This window comes from Leucothrix pacifica (genome assembly GCF_003172875.1).
Classification (GTDB): Bacteria; Pseudomonadota; Gammaproteobacteria; order Thiotrichales; family Thiotrichaceae; genus Leucothrix; species Leucothrix pacifica.
Window position 1 is genome coordinate 53798 of sequence record NZ_QGKM01000008.1, and the last position, 15642, is coordinate 69439.

Below are 15642 nucleotides of genomic sequence, written 5' to 3' on the forward strand. Positions count from 1 at the left end.
AATTTCTCATTTCAAAGGCTGTGTTGGGCAGACTATCAGGATGGTTGGTTTTTTGTGATAGATAAAAGGCGGAGGCAGGTGTGCATTGAAAACTACGAGCGTTGAAGCATAAAAGTGATGTATTCGAGTCGATTAATTTTATTGGAGAGAACGACCATGCCGATGATAGTCGTAATGAAAATGGCCAGTGCAAAACCATAGCCATAAAAGGCCGGACCCAAAAGTAGACTAAGTCCCGTGAAGATTGTATTTAGAGCGAATAAGCCAAAACTCATCCAAAATGCTTGTTTTAAAAAGTTGAAATAAAAGAAGATATTGAGCGTGGCTAAAAACAATACCTGCATGGCTGTGGATAGCAGGTCGATGTAGTATAAGTGGACATACAATGGGGATAGCTCCAGCCAGTTGATAATGTCCTCAGCCATAATAAAAAACAACAAAACAGTGACACCCTGAACTTTGATGATTTCAGTGTAAGCATTGCGAATACTCAGTGTCATGGTTTGTCGTTTATCTTCGATTTGACCCAGTGTTGCACCATCGTTAACAGCGGAATAATAGTCCTGATAAGTTGATACAAAGTCAGTCTCGACTCTCAATAAGAAGCTTGCCATGCCCGGAATTATGGATAAGTAAGCCAAAAAGATTGGCAAGTCATAAATCACGGAGGCGCGCAGGACTCCATTCACATCATCGGAAGTGGCAGGGGTGAACCAGAACATCCATTTATCAACCCACACACCCATGTTAAAAAACAGACCGATAAAAATGAGAATGGGGTAAATATTTTTAAGCTTTAAGAAATCAAAGCGTAATAAACGGTCTGCCGTGTACTCCTGAAAGATCATCAGCAGCATAGAGACAAGCAAGATTGTGTGACCGATCAGCAGAGCCGTCAGCAGGCCGTTTGAGCCTGCTGCACGAAGCACTGTCGATAAAACAGCAATACTCACATAACTAATCAAAAAAACGACAAGGATAGTTTTGTAACGACGCATACCCGCAACAAAAATGACGGCGAGCCAGACATTGCAGAGCAACACAAAGTTCATCAGCATTAGTGTGCAATACAGAAAATCCAGTGCCCTGAACCACACTAGCCAACAGATAATTCCAAAAATGCCGCTAACTAAAGTAGACAGTCCCAGAGCTGCAATGAAGTTAGGCAGTATTCGGTGGTCGTTCTTCATGTACAGTTGATCTGCCATGAAGCGGGTGAACACGAGTTGCAACAGGCTGCTTAGAACGAGTGAAAACGACATCAGCCATGTTACTGAGACTAAGAACTCTCCAAGCCAAGTACCAGTCGCGCCCTTGTTCCCAATACTGATAACACCAACCAGCATAATCCCAAGAATTGATAATACCCAAGGGCCAGAGCTGATGGCACCGGCATAGGCATAGGTTTTCAGCAGGCCAAACCAGCTGTCATCCTTGAGCATTTTCTTTAGCTCAAACCCGATTCCGGCCATGACTCAATACCTTTTGATATAGTTCTTTGTAGTTATCGAGGAATGTCTGTTCGCCATAAAGTAGTTCGACACGGGCGATTGCTGATTTTTGTGCCTGATACCAGCGGTCTTCATCGGCTAATAGGTCCGCCGCAGCATTGGCGAGTGCGCGAGGGTTGGCGATAGGCACAATAGAGCCAGCTGATCCCAGTGCGCGATCTTCCTCAGTTCGACCTTCAACAAGTTCACGGCATGAGCCGACATCGGTGGATAATACAGGTACGCCTGCGGCGTAACCTTCCAGGATTACTAAGGGCTGACCTTCGCTGATAGAGCTAAGTGTCATTAGACTCATTTTTGGTAGAATATCGTTGATATTCTGAAACCCAAGAAACTTGACCTGTTCTTGCAAGCCCAGCTGCTCAACAAGAGTATGGCACTCTGCGGCATATTCTGGCTCTTCTTCCTCGGGCCCTACAATCCAGCCTTCCACATCCGGGATTTTATCTTTGAGAATGCCGATGGCGCGAATGTATGTCTTAATGTCTTTGATTGGGACAACTCGCCCCAATAAACACAATACCGGCGGTATCGTGTCGCTCCGTTCATCTCTGAGGGGCACAAAGCGTTCTATTTTTACGCCATTGGGAATAACGATAGAACGTTCCGGTGGAGCACCCAAATCAATTTGCTTCTGTCTGTTCTGACCATACAAGGTAACGATGACCAGACAACCACTGTAAGTAAGACGACCTAAACCTTCAAAGAACTGCATCCATAGCTGACGAATATAGCTGATTCGGTCATCAAGGCCTGCAGCGAGGTAAGGGTTGTTTTCTTTAATCCAGTCGACTTGATAAAGATCGATCTGACGTTCTTTTGTATAGATACCATGCTCTGTCACCATCAATGGTTTGTTTTTCATCAATCTTAAAAACAAACCGAGCAGGCCAGCGTAACCGGTCGAGATTGTGTGATAACAGTCTGCCATCGGTACTTGAACAGCAATTTTCAATAAAGCAAGAATGGGCGCATGCATCGCCCGCACATTCCAGAAAAACTCATTAAATGGCAGGTCAGGACAATTATTTCGGTAGGCATCGGTGATCATGTCCCATATTTCAGGACTGTAAAAAAACTGATCCGCTGAATAATCAGATGCTCGTGATAGCAGTTTGTGTAAACCGGACAGCTGCTTTAACGCCGGGGCTTGACCGCCTTTAGCTAATAACTCGTACAGAGACTTCAGTATAGTGACGGTTTCTTTATCGAGACTGTGTTCTTTTGGTTCCCCCAAATCGAGTGAGTCATTCAGAAAGTGACGTTCGAAATGACATACGTTTGGAGGGAACTCAAAGTGCATCTCTGAGTAATGTTCACTGCTCGCACCCACAAATATCAGTGAGAACTGATATTGGGGGTGTCCAACCATTAACTGATGTACCCAGCTTGACACACCACCACGCACATAAGGATACGTGCCTTCTAACAAGAGGCAAATATCTGCTTTTTGGGATGGCCCAAGTCTTGGGAATTCGTCTTCAGTCACGGCTTTATTCTTATTATTATAGGTAATGTAAATTCGAGCGTATGTAAATTTTAACCACAATTATAATCTGCACACAGAGAATGTCAGCCAAATTCAGTCAGGCGGTTAAAGTGTCAAACAACGCGGTCTCATTTTTTGTCACTCCAAGATTCATGGCGCGAAGCTTAGCTTTACGGGCTGCCGCTTTTTTACCTTGATATTCAAGGATTTCACTGAGTGTCTGATAGGCACTGCCAGATTCATTATTTTCACGAATGGCGGAGATACAATGATCACTCGCTTGCTGTAACAAAACTTCTTTGCTGCTGGACTCAACACCAACATCTAATAGGTGCAGATAATCATGTGCGACAGCTAAGTGTAGTTCAGACAAGCGTTTCTTGGGGGCAGAGTTTAAGGCTTCCAGCTTCTTCTGAAGGTCGCTCTGCATTTGCTCTTCCAGCTTGCCTTTTAGTGAATATGCCATCAAGCGAGCACTTTCAAATGGACTCAGAAGTGCTTCGCTCAGTAAAGCATAGGCCTCTTTATCCGGAAGGTGACGTGATGCGATTAATAAACCAAGGTAAGCTTCATCATCTAACGAAGACAATAAATCACGTGTTTTTCTAATACTACCTTTTTGGTGGAAATCGGGAGCGGTAAAGTAATTAAGCAGATCTTTAGCAGTCTGTTTTTCTTGGTCTTCAGCACCAAGCCCTGCGCGTAATCCTTGCTCACGCAATATAGACCGGTTTTCGATAAGTACTAATAGCAGACTGCCAACCACAGGCAGAAGCGCTACGGTCATAATGACATACAGCCAGACTTGTTTTGGGCTAGTGGCAGGATCAGACCAATGCATACTGAACCATTGAGCTGCTAATGTAGCAACCACAAGGTGTAGTGCAGAAACAATCAAGATTAAGCTAGGTTGACCTGTCCACAGCAGAGCGAATAACACAAGCTCTGCAAAAAAAACTACTAAAGTACTAACGGATAAGTCGCGCATCATCAAATTTACCAAGGCTAACCAGATATTTTTGCAATTCCGTGCGCTGCATCTGATGACGAATAGGGTTGAATTTTAGCGATATTCCCGCATTGGAGAAGTCCTTGCCAAAACGTTTGGTAAAACGGCTTGCCAGATTATCCTGGAATTGTTTGAAATCCTGAACATTAAACAGAGGTAGTAGAATAACAAGCGTAGTGCTTTCCGCACGTTGCAGGTGCCAGATGCGGTTTGCACCTCTCACCTTGGAGACGAAATAATCTTTATATTCAGCACTATCGTCTGTATTGCGAATGGTGAGTGTAATCAGTGTTGCGGTTCGAACAGTATTCAAAACTACATTGAGACCGGTATACATTTCTTGCAGTAATTTTTTTGCACTTGTGGTTGGGCGTTGTGTGTTATCAAGAAGATTACTCACGTAGTTACAAAGCAATGCCAGAAGGTTAAGATTCTGCTGAGTCATTGCAGAGTTAGCCATCCGCGCTACGGCCATCACGCCCCAAAGTTTGCCATTGCAGTCAATCAATGGAATCGCGGCCTGAAGATTTGTATTCAACTGGTGCTTTTGGATCAGCTGAGAGTTCTTCACACTAACAGCCTGTTTACAACGAATCGCTTCTTTTACCAATGGATCTTGATAGGCGCTGACGTGAACCATACCAACACTACCCAGTGCTTTTGGGTATAGCTGGTTATCTTTACTCATGCGATAAAAGGCAGCCGCCTCCAGCCAAGGGTAATGCGCAAGTATTTCCTGCATTTTTTCGATAGCTACAGTGAGTGCTTCAGCCTTGTTATCCGCGTCGACAGAGCTAACAGAAGTGTCGAGTAAGCGTAGTGAATTTGCCAGTGATTGGCTCTCAGCAACCAGGTCTTCTTCTAGTTGACTGTATGAAATGTGTAGTAACTGCAGTGCTTGCTCTGACTGACTGGCGTTGAGTCGGTAATTCTCAAGCTCTTTCGCCTGAGTCTCAGTACGGTTGCCCCAGTACTGAATCATTTCACCAATGACTAAGACGACTAACAGGCTTCCGACAAGTATCTGACTGGCCACCGTCAGAAGGGCAGGATTAAACACCAAAACATAAAGCAGGCAAAACGATGACATGACTAATAAGCTCAGCAAGCCATAGCGCGTTCCGTAACGTGAAGCAGTCAAGGTAGGAACCAATAACATCCAGGGGAAGGCCGACTGTAGAAAGAATAAATCTTCACGCCCCAGCAGCCATGCCAGCAAAGGGACCAAAAGTGGTAGGAAAAGGACCTCAAATATTGCTGTCTCAGGCTTTGGCCTAAGTTGTGCCAGAGGTGTTGAATCTGATGAGCGGGGTATTGAAAAATTCTCAACAACCACATGCCCTTGCATGGATTTTCTTTTCATGATTGTTATCTTTATTTATCTGTTACCGGGAAATCCAGGAATTTCCGGTATTGCAGTAATAAGCCTTTGTCTTCTGGGTTACCGAGTGAGCCTTTGTCATAGAACACACCCAAACTCAATTCATCATTATCAAATAAGTCTTTACTAACCGCGGCTTCAGCATGTGCTTTTAGCTCACCAGTTGGCCAGACTTTACCGAGAGCAACCGAACCACTGTACTGAAGCTCTGATTTTCCACTTAGACCTTGTCCGGGTATTCCGTGGTTAAAACCAGCGATCAACTCAACGCTCTGGGTTGACTCAGGCAGCGCGTTCGCCGTACTTACCTGACTGGCATTGTCGTTCTTCTGTAACGTTCCTTGAATGCCGCCATACCATTGACCATTCACGGTGTTTTGTCTGTGAACCACCGCTGCACGAGCACCGAGTCCATCAGCAAGATTTTGACCGTTATCAGTCCGGTTGAATTCGTGCTTCCATGCACTCAACTGAGCCGTTTGTTTTTCACCAAGCTGAGCATTGAAGTCAACTTTTAATCTGTTTCTGCGACCGTATTGTCTTAAATATGAATTTTCATCGGGGGTTTCCTGAAAACCATATTCCAATCCAGCGCGAAGTCGTTCGTTCAGCTGTCTCTGGTATTTCAAATTACCATAGGCTTGTAAGTCAGTGCCGTTGTCATAGATACCAAGCCTTCCATTCAGCTGATTAGTGGTATCTTTCCATTCGAACCCAACCGAAACATCCTGTTCGTTGACTTTGGTGCCAGGTAACGAGTTGTCACTGAGCTGAGCTTTGCGAAGTTTGATATCAAAGCCTGCCGGAAGACCATATTTCCCCATCCCTTGTTTATATTGAAGGGTTTGCTCTCTGGTTGTGAGTGTTCCGACTTTTCTGGCGTTGTAAGCCGCTACAAACTCAGAAACCCGACCTTCAGCCAGTGACAGAGCGATGCGTCGGGCGGTATCACGTTCTTTAGCAGTGTCCGCTTCATTCATCGCTCGTTTCGCGACATCGAATGCTTCTTGTTGGCGCTCCAGAGCAATCAAAACACTGACATGATCACTGGTAGACATTTGGTCAGACTGCTTGAGTAAGGCTGCCAACGTTCGCTTGTCTTTAAGTTTTAACGCGATTGACAAAGCCATCCATAACGGCTTTTTCATTCGTTTGACATCCGTCCGAGCCAGCAAGCGCTTCAGTTGTGTCATATTGTTTTTATCCAAAGCCCATGAAATCGCAATTTCATTCATGCGGTCTTTGTCAGCTTTATCTGTGGTCAGGCGGTCTAGCTCAGCGTAGATCTTGTCAAACTCAGCTTGTGTACCGGACTTATGCGTCACGCTCAGGTATTGAAATAAAGCCTCTTTACGCTCGGCAGGGTTCAATGACCCCGAGGCAAGTTGTTGTTTAAGTTGTTGAACACCAAAAGCACGAACCTTAGCAGCTTCAGATTTGCGATCTAATTGTTCCAGTGATTCTGCATAACTGAGTAACATAATGAAGTTTTCAGTATGTTTAACGCTAGCCATCTCAAACCATTTGATACTGCTCTGGTAGTCCTTCATTGCCTGATATGCTGTCGCATAATTCGGCCAAAGTTCATCATGTGACTCTGCAAACGTTTCCCAGCTTTTTAGCAGTTGCCTAAGTGTTGCAAAGTCTTTTAACTGAGTGAAAGCTAATATCATTCCTTGTCGGGCAGGGACGGAGTCAGGCTTAAGATGAAGTAGTCGCTTATAACTATTAATCGCTTGGGCATAGTGCTTTTTCTGGTAGTTAAATTGAGCGCGTAACAACCAGTATTGGGCCATGTCAGCAAATTCACTGAGCTTTGCATCGGAGGCAGCGAAGAGCTTCTCAAGCAAGCCATATTGCTTTTTATCAAATGCTTCCTGCATGGCAACCAGTTGCTTTAGGGTTGCTTGTTTGCGGGCATCGAGTGCAATTTTTTGAATCGAATCAATACCACTTTGAGCATCTTTAGAGTTTGGATTTAACGCCAGTACTTTCTGGAATAATGACAGTGCTTGTTGGTAGTTCTTCTGTGAATTAGCAATCGCTGCCTGCATCAACCAATATCTCGGCTCAGAGGCAAAACGAGATGACTGCTCTTTTGATAATGCTAATAAAGTGGCAAAGCCCTGATAGTCTTTCGCATCAAAAGCAATTTGCATACCGGTGATCATTAGGTCGGTATCAGCGGTTTCCATAAAACCACGTTTGATGGCCGCCAAGGCTGCCGCGCTTTGACCGAGCTTGTCATGCAACAACGCGATACGGGTGTGGAACAGGATTCGCTGCTTGACCTCTGATTGATCCGTGCTCTTTAGCAGACGCTGGTAATAAGCTAATGCAACTGCATTATGCTGATAGGTCCATGCTACTTCACCCATGATGGCTAGCTGGTTGTCTGTAGCGTCCTCTCTCCATTGTTGATGGTTCTCACGCCATAACTGGTAAGCCTTATCTTTTTGTTTTAATGCCCAATGCAGCTCAAAGCGCGTTAGTGCATATTGATTGCTGCTACCAAAACTTTGCTCAAGGCGTGACCAGGTCGCAAGTGCTTCTTCGTAGCGTTCTTCTGCGCCGTACCATTTAGCCAGTATTTCTAAGAACTCTCGGTCTGGGCCGTGCATAGCTAAGTAGTCTGTCAGGAATTCTTCTGCCTTTGCATTGTGTTTAGCTTTTCTGACTAAGTGAAAGAAGATGTCATTAACTGTCTGGTGTGGTAACTCCTGAGACTCTGACAAAGTAATCAAGAACGCCAGTCCGTCGCCATCTAAATCAGACTGTGCAATTCGAATCACTTGTTCCTGATGTTTAGTGTCACCACTTTGCTCATAAATCCACTGCCAAAGTTGAAGGGCAAGTGTGTCATTACCTTTCATCTCTTCAAGGTAAGCCCATCGCTCACGCAGCTTCAGGTCTTTCGGTTTTTGCTTTACAGCGCGTTTAACAAAGGCTGCAGCCTCTTCAAAATTTTCATCAATGGTTTCAATATCAGCCTGACTGATAATAGCTTCGTAAGAGTCTGGCTGAAGTTCCAGACGATCTCCATTCCAGTCTCTGGCTAAATCCAGATCCTTTTCCAACAAGGCAATACCCACACCTTTCTTGAGCAGTGTCATATTGCCGGGATTGTGTTTGATCAGTGGTTCAATGATGTTCAATGCAAGGTTATGGCGATTATCCTTGATATAAACTTCGATTAAGCGCTGTTGTATTGTCCAGCGGTCGCTGTCTTTTGTCGCAAGCTCAGACGCTTCTTCCAGATAGTGACTGGCGTTGCTGTACATCTTGGTTTCGGTGGCCCAATGCGCAGCCTTTTCTAACCAGCGCTGCTTGTTCGTGACTGAGTCACGCTTGGCTAAATGCGCATATAGGTTACTGGCACTTTCTGGTAGACCAGCGTCAAGACTAGCCTTGGCTAAAGCTTCCAGTGCCTTTGGCGACTCGGGTAATTGAAACTGTGCTTCATTCAGGAAGTCTTTTACTTCTTCCTTTTGACCAGCTTTGGAGGCAGCTGATAACCACGCGTAAGTATAAGCATTAAAGCGGCCGGTATTTTTAGATAATTCACTGGCTGTTTTGAAGTCTTTTGCTGCACTAACAGGATCACCCGCATGTTCTGACCAACGACCTGCTTCAGCTAACCATGATGCTTTTTTTGCAGTGTCTACATCTGCTAAACGGTGATAAATTTTAACAGCTTGCGGTAACAGGCCAAAGTCAGTACTTGCTTTAGCCAGAGCTTGCAATTCCTTACGGTTCAGGCTGTTATAGTCCTCCAAATATTGCAGATGCTGCCTAACATCAATATGTTGATCGCTGAAATCTTCACCTGAAGTGCTCGCGGTATAATAAGCATCAAGATAGTTTCTAAGCTGGATCGTCGCTAACTGCTTACGTTGACGCGTGCTTAAATCAGCAGTACTGAGTTTTTCGCTCAGTAGTCTGCGTGATGATTCCCACAAGCCTTTCTCACTCATTTCTTGCGCTAGCTTTAGTACTTGCTCATTAGTACTTTGTGGGTCGTTAAGTAATTGGTGGTACTGTGCCAGCAAGCGACTGGAAAACTGTTCTTTTAATGCACCTGAGTCCTGAGAGCTAAGGAAATTAGCGCTCTTCCAGGGGAACAACAAAACCAGAAAACCGATCAGCACTGCGGTAATAAGTAGCAGCACTGGGACGTTAAATAGCTTTTGAGGGGACTCAGATCTTTTCATTATGTCTTATCCTTTTGGAATCGCAGCGTCAGGAGAAAGCACTTGTATGTTGATGCCTTCACTTTGTTGGCGGCGAAGCCAGTTCTGATAAATGGGGAATTGCTGTTTAAATGGCTGAGCGGTCACAATGCCCAGATATCGGCCAATTAAGTGGCCGGTTGGCATGCCTGACTGAATGTCATGGACTTCCAGTCGCAAGCCATCTGCTTCAAGATTGCGTTGAAGGATCTGGTATTTTTCCAGATTCATCGGATGATGGGTTTCCGTTTTACTATCCGTTAGTAGCAGGAATGTTTTTAGCTGAGGCTCAAAGCTACTCACGCCCACCATGTCGAGTGAGGGGATTGATATCCACGGTATAAAGCCTTCACGCGTAATGCGATCAGCGAGTGATTGGGCATCTTCACGTTTATTAGGCTCAAGGTAATCAATAATGAGAATGTCGACCGGCAGTTTATCTTTGATGGTGTGTAACTGGTTGAGTAGCCAATCCTGATCTTCTGCTTTGGTCTCTTTGTAAACTTTTAAGCCGTTATCCCAGCTTGCGAAGAGTGACTCAGCAGCAACTGCTTCTACTAAGTGTCCAATTCTGGGTAAGACCTCAAAACCACGGTTGGCGATAAAACGCATCTCAGGATAACGCTTGTGGATGATTTCCATTAATGAAACGAGTGCATCGGTTTGTTGCTTTTCCAGCGCATCGCTGTTCGCAAATAACTTGAAGCTATCCATCGTATCAAGGAACAGGCCGCTGTAACCTGCTTGCCATAAAGGATCAACGATGTCGTTTATGACGAACGCTTGCCAACCTTTTGAGTTGAGATCCATCACCTTACTATCCCAGATACGGTTGTCTCCAAGAACCCATTCCTGACCTATTTTGTTAAACCATTTACGCGTAGGGGAGACTTCACCCACACTCAGGTAGGCGAATACATCACCACCATTGGCGCGCAATTCTTTTAGCTCATGTGCTTTTACATTGTCGGCTTCCACGATGATACGGCTATACTGAGACAGCACATCAGTCGGAAGATTGGGGCCATAGAATACAGCGGTGCTCTTGCGCGCATCCATGCGAGCAGCGGTAGCGATGCTGAAACTCAATAGCAAAAAAATAGCCAAAAAGGCTTTATTCAGTACGTTAGTCACGGGGGAGACTCCATTTTGTACGTGATAATTATTTTAATTTGAAGTGTTATTCACAGACGCTAAGTATCCCCATTTAGTAAGAATTCGCATTTTAATGTTGGCTTAACGCGGCAAAAAAAATGATAGAGTGAGTTTGTCGGAAACTTACTGTGGGATTTTTTGAAATTCGAGCTGAATGGTTAACATTTGGCATTCAGAAAATTAATCACATCTAACTCATCATAAATCTTTAAATGGCTGAAATATGCGACAACTACTGTACAAAATCCCTTTGGTTCCATTGCTAATGATTAGTCTCTTTTTGGGCTTGGCACCGTTCCAGCCGGAGCCACATTTATGGGAAAAATTGAAAATGTTGGCGGCAGGAAACCTGACTGAAATGATTGATATATTCGATATGCTAATGCACGGTTTGCCGCTCGTCGTTTTGATATTAAAACTCACATTAGGCCGCGCCCCCGAACAAGCCGAATAAACAACTGCGGAGCAAGCGATGCCACTACTAGATATAACGGACTTAACTAAGTCTTACGCGCATGCCGAGGGTGTGACTCCGGTACTCGATAGGGTGGGATTCTCTCTGAAAGCGGGCGAATCGGCTGCGTTACGCGGTGAAAGTGGTAGTGGCAAGAGTACATTATTGCACTTAATCGCCGGCCTAGATGAGGCAGACTCTGGTGTCATTCATTTTGACGGTCAGGCGATTCAATCACTCAATGAGCAGGAGCGGGCTAAGCTTCGCAGGGATAGACTCAGTCTGGTGTTTCAGCAGTTTCATCTGATTTCAACGCTACCGGTATTGGATAATATCCGTTTTCAGGCGGCACTTTGCGGGCGTTATGATGAGATGTTTGAACAGGAGTTGCTTGGAAAGCTTGGCTTGCAGGATCAGTTGCATAAATATCCACATCAACTGTCTGGAGGTCAACAACAACGTGTTGCGATTGCCCGAGCCTTGCTTCACAAACCTGCCTTAGTGCTCGCTGATGAGCCTACCGGGAATCTGGACGAGCAAAGTAGTTTACAAGTCATGTCGCTATTTAAAGACTTAGTTCAGCAAGCAGGAAGTGCCTTGTTGATGGTGACACACAGCCGTGAAATGGCGAACTATTTAGATCATCAGTGGTGGTTGCAGCACCATACGCTCAGTTTGTTGAGTGCCTCTGATGACTGAGCTGCGCTGGACGCTTAGGGCACTATTAAGTCATTACTGGCGACATCCATGGCAGGCGTTATTTTTGCTATCTGGCTTAGTTGCCGGAGTAGCCCTGTGGTCGGCGGTGCAGGTAATCAATGCTCATGCAAAAGCGAGTTATGAGCAGGCTGATTCCTTGTTGGGCGCGCAACGGGAATATACGATTTATCCAAAACAAGGCACAAGCATTAAGCAAGCCAGTTATATCAAGCTACGACGCCAAGGTTTTACAGAGATATTCCCGGTGATAGAGGCGCGGGTAGAAACACAGCAAGGGATGTTGCTTTCAATTATTGCGACAGACCTTTTTGCGTTACCCACAGAGAGCGGAAGTACCGGGGTTGCAGTTGCGGGCGACAATCGGGCTTGGTTGGATTTTATTCAACCTCCTTATCAGGCATGGATTCCGGAGGCTTTGGCGAATCAACTAGACCTGATACAAGGTCAGCAACTGCTTCTTAAAAACGGAGATCTCCTGCCACCCACGGTTATTCGCTCGGACGCACAGCAAGGCTGGCAGATCTTACTCGATATTGGTGCAGCTCAAGCGTTGTTATCCCGTGATACCTTGGATTATCTGGCTGTTGGTCCAGTAGATGATGAAAGACGCCAAGCGCTTGAAGAGGCATTACCAGCATCGCTGTCCTTGGTGAAAAATCAACAGGCACTTAATCTGACTCAGCTTACCGATAGTTTGCATACTAACCTTAGTGCGATGAGTTTATTATCGTTCGCAGTTGGGTTGTTTATTGTGTTCAACGCGGTAAGGTTTTCACTATGGTATCGACAGCAGACCGTTAAAAATTTACGTCTGATGGGTGTTGGTCTAAATACCTTGGCGGTCGCATTGTTGCTGGAAGCATTGCTTTGGAGTGTTATCGCAGCCAGTGCTGGCTTGTTAGCTGGTTATGCGATCAGCTTGAAGTTATTGCCTACTTTAGGCTCCATGATGGATGGTCTTTATGGCGCTAAAATGAGTAGTGAATTACTGCTAAAACCAACAACTGTATTCATCGCCTGGGCAATGACCTTAATTGGTTTGTTGTTTGCATTAAGTTTACCCATGTGGCAAGTGAGCAAGCAGTCTGTGATTCATGGTAGTCAGCTTAGTTCGAAGTGGCGACAAGATAAGGTTTCCAGAAAGCAGTTGGGTATTCTTAGTGTGATGTTGGGACTTGCTGCAGCTTTGTTATATCCCTTTATCGACTCAGTGCTGATGGGCTTTGTACTCTTGGGGTTAATATTGTTCTCAGCAGCATGGCTGCTGCCTTATTTGTTGGCATCAGGCTTGGCTGCAGTATCAAAAGTAACGCCTAAGCAGAGACCATTATTACGATGGATGATTAGTGATGGTTGGGCGCAGCTGCCTACCTTACGAACCGCCATGATGGCGCTGCTGTTGGCACTGACTTGTAATTTTGGGGTAGAAACACTCATCGGTAGTTTCCGGACGTCGTTTACCGACTGGCTATCACAACGTCTCACGGCAGACATTTACTTGCGTGAGCAACGACCGGAAATCGCAGCGTTAATCGCGGAAGGTAAGTCGACCGGATGGCTGAGTGATACGCATGCAAGAATGGAGATGTCGACCTACTGGCAAAACCGTCCGGCTGATCTGCGTGGATTGGTGCCAACAGCACCTGACACACAAACACTTCCTTTGGCTAAGGCTATCCCACAGGCGATGCAATTGTGGAATGAATCTGATCACTCAGAGCCGTGGATACTCGCCAATGAGCAAGTGCATTATTTAGCGGGCATACCTTTAGGCGGCTCAATCACGCTGGACACTGTCAATGGACCTCAAGTCTTTAAAGTTGCCGGTTTCTTTTATGACTATGGAAATGCCCGTTATCAGTTTTATTTACCTCGTCAAATGTTATTAAAACACTGGCCGCAAGCCAGAGATAGCGGCATTGCACTCTGGGTAAACCATCTGGCGGAAGGAGAAAAAAACACCTCCATGTCTATGGCGGAGAAAGCGATGCTTAAAGCTGGTTTTGCACCCGGTGATTGGATTACTCAGTCACGCTTGCGTGCCGTGGCGATGGATATTTTTGAGCGCACGTTTACCATCACTCTGGCAATGAACACACTTACTTTGATCGTGGCTGGCTTGGCCTTATTGACTTCATTGATGGCTATTTTACAGGAGCGATTACCTCAATTCGCTGGCTGGTCAGCATTAGGTGTGAATCGTTGGGAGCAGCTGATGGTTATTCTGATTCCCTTGCTCTTATTCGTCACCATCTCATGGTTGCTGGCAGTATCGTTGGGAGCATTATTGTCATGGTTGCTGATTCATAAGTTGAATGTGATGTCCTTTGGTTGGAGTATGCCGATGTTATGGCAGGCTACACCTGCTTTAGCCTTGGCGGTCTTGTGTTTGAGTCTGGTGCTGTTTTCGGTTGCTGTGACTCATTGGCGTTTGCGATCTCAATTACCAAAGGCTTTAGCGCAACTTGGGAGTACCGGATGAATGTTAACGTCACTTGTGACACATTGGCGATAAATCAGCCTTTGAGCAGAACTAAGGGTTATAGCTTGTGCCTCTTGTTATGGCTAGTAATGGGTGCTTTAGTGCCGCTATTGGGTCATGCAGAGGACGATACATCGGATGCTTATCAGGTACTTAGGCAGCAAGTTGATGGTTTTGCAGAGGTAACACCAGATCGACCTTTTGTCTTTCCGGATGACCATGGGCCACACCCTGATTATCGCATTGAATGGTGGTACATCACGGCTAATTTGCAGGATGAGCAAGGTAAGGACTGGGGGATTCAGTGGACGCTGTTTCGTCAGTCCATGGATGCTAAACCTGTGTTACGAGGTTGGGAAAGCAATCAATTATGGATGGCACATGCTGCTGTTTCTTCACCCCATGAACACCAATATGCAGAGCGTTTCGCACGTGGTGGGATTGGTCAGGCTGGGGTACTCTCTGCAAATCGCCGTAGGAACTATCAACAACCTTTTGAGGTTTGGTTGGATGACTGGGTTTGGAAAAGTCAGACCGCAAGTCCGTTTCCATCAACCCTGAGTTACAACATTGGCGACACCGAGGTTCGTTTGAACATGCGCAGTTCAACGCCTTGGGTATTGCAGGGCAATAACGGTTTTAGTCAAAAATCAGGGAAGGGGCAGGCGAGCTATTATTACAGTCAGCCGCATATTCAGGTGGAGGGAACGATTAGCCACCAAGGCCAACATCATCAATTGACGGGGCATGCCTGGTTGGATCGGGAGTGGAGCTCTCAGCCACTGGCAAAGGAACAAAAAGGTTGGGACTGGTTTTCACTGCATCTGGAGAGTGGTGATGCGGTAATGGTTTATCGCTTAAGACAAACCGACGGTAAGCACTGGTTGAGTGGAAGCTGGATTGATACAAAGGGTAATAGTGTATCGCTGGCTAGCACGGATATTCTTCTTCGGGAAAAAGATTACCGTTGGGTAATTGTGAATCAGGACAAGCCTTCCCAGGCAAAGAAGGTCAAACTACCACTAAGTTGGGAGATTGAAATACCGCGACTCGATAAGCGATGGCAGGTGGATAGTCTCTATGATCAGCAATGGATGAATACGCAGTTTCCCTATTGGGAAGGTATCGTCAAGGTGCAAGGTAGTGATACAGGAATGGGGTATATGGAACTGACAGGCTACCCGGTGGAGATCATCAGGTAGCCTGTCAGGC

At 45.6% G+C, this 15642-nt stretch carries 10 protein-coding genes; 4 read left to right on the forward strand and 6 right to left on the reverse strand.

From position 1 onward, the window contains the following. Nucleotides 1-92 precede the first annotated feature (92 nt). From pelG to DKW60_RS04760, 6 genes are all read right to left on the reverse strand, one after another. Entirely contained in the window at nucleotides 93-1472 is a 1380-nt protein-coding gene (gene pelG, locus DKW60_RS04735; protein ID WP_109836518.1) for an exopolysaccharide Pel transporter PelG, read from the reverse strand. Beyond that, nucleotides 1453-3000: a GT4 family glycosyltransferase PelF gene (pelF, locus tag DKW60_RS04740; RefSeq protein ID WP_181389585.1), complete on the reverse strand. Its 1548-nt coding sequence runs from the start codon at nucleotides 2998-3000 to the stop codon at nucleotides 1453-1455. Before pelF ends, pelG begins: the two co-directional genes overlap by 20 nt. 97 nt (nucleotides 3001-3097) lie before the next feature. Beyond that, a complete protein-coding gene (locus DKW60_RS04745) occupies nucleotides 3098-3991 on the reverse strand; it encodes a hypothetical protein (protein ID WP_109836519.1) in 894 nt (297 codons plus the stop codon). After that, on the reverse strand, nucleotides 3969-5372 hold the full coding sequence (locus tag DKW60_RS04750) for a GAF domain-containing protein (protein WP_109836520.1): 1404 nt from the start codon (nucleotides 5370-5372) through the stop codon (nucleotides 3969-3971). The genes DKW60_RS04745 and DKW60_RS04750 overlap by 23 nt, the downstream gene beginning before the upstream one ends. Before the next feature lie 11 nt (nucleotides 5373-5383). Beyond that, nucleotides 5384-9601 (reverse strand): tetratricopeptide repeat protein, encoded by a 4218-nt coding sequence (locus DKW60_RS04755; protein WP_109836521.1) that lies wholly within the window; start codon nucleotides 9599-9601, stop codon nucleotides 5384-5386. 6 nt (nucleotides 9602-9607) lie between these two features. Further along, nucleotides 9608-10753, reverse strand: a complete 1146-nt coding sequence (locus DKW60_RS04760; protein WP_109836522.1) for an endo alpha-1,4 polygalactosaminidase — start codon at nucleotides 10751-10753, stop codon at nucleotides 9608-9610. A gap of 244 nt (nucleotides 10754-10997) precedes the next feature. Between DKW60_RS04760 and DKW60_RS04765 the strand changes: the two genes are divergently transcribed. From DKW60_RS04765 to DKW60_RS04780, 4 genes are read left to right on the forward strand one after another with little or no spacing between them, the layout of a single operon-like run. After that, nucleotides 10998-11228, forward strand: coding sequence for an RND transporter (locus DKW60_RS04765; RefSeq protein WP_109836523.1), 231 nt, complete (start codon nucleotides 10998-11000; stop codon nucleotides 11226-11228). Between the two features lie 18 nt (nucleotides 11229-11246). Further along, nucleotides 11247-11927 carry an ABC transporter ATP-binding protein gene (locus tag DKW60_RS04770; RefSeq protein WP_109836524.1) on the forward strand — a complete coding sequence of 227 codons (681 nt, stop codon included), beginning with the start codon at nucleotides 11247-11249 and terminating at the stop codon, nucleotides 11925-11927. Continuing rightward, complete coding sequence (locus DKW60_RS04775; RefSeq protein WP_109836525.1) at nucleotides 11920-14430, forward strand: FtsX-like permease family protein; 2511 nt, start codon at nucleotides 11920-11922, stop codon at nucleotides 14428-14430. Before DKW60_RS04770 ends, DKW60_RS04775 begins: the two co-directional genes overlap by 8 nt. Then, nucleotides 14427-15632, forward strand: coding sequence for a lipocalin-like domain-containing protein (locus DKW60_RS04780; protein ID WP_245929587.1), 1206 nt, complete (start codon nucleotides 14427-14429; stop codon nucleotides 15630-15632). Before DKW60_RS04775 ends, DKW60_RS04780 begins: the two co-directional genes overlap by 4 nt. The last annotated feature ends 10 nt before the right edge of the window (nucleotides 15633-15642 follow it).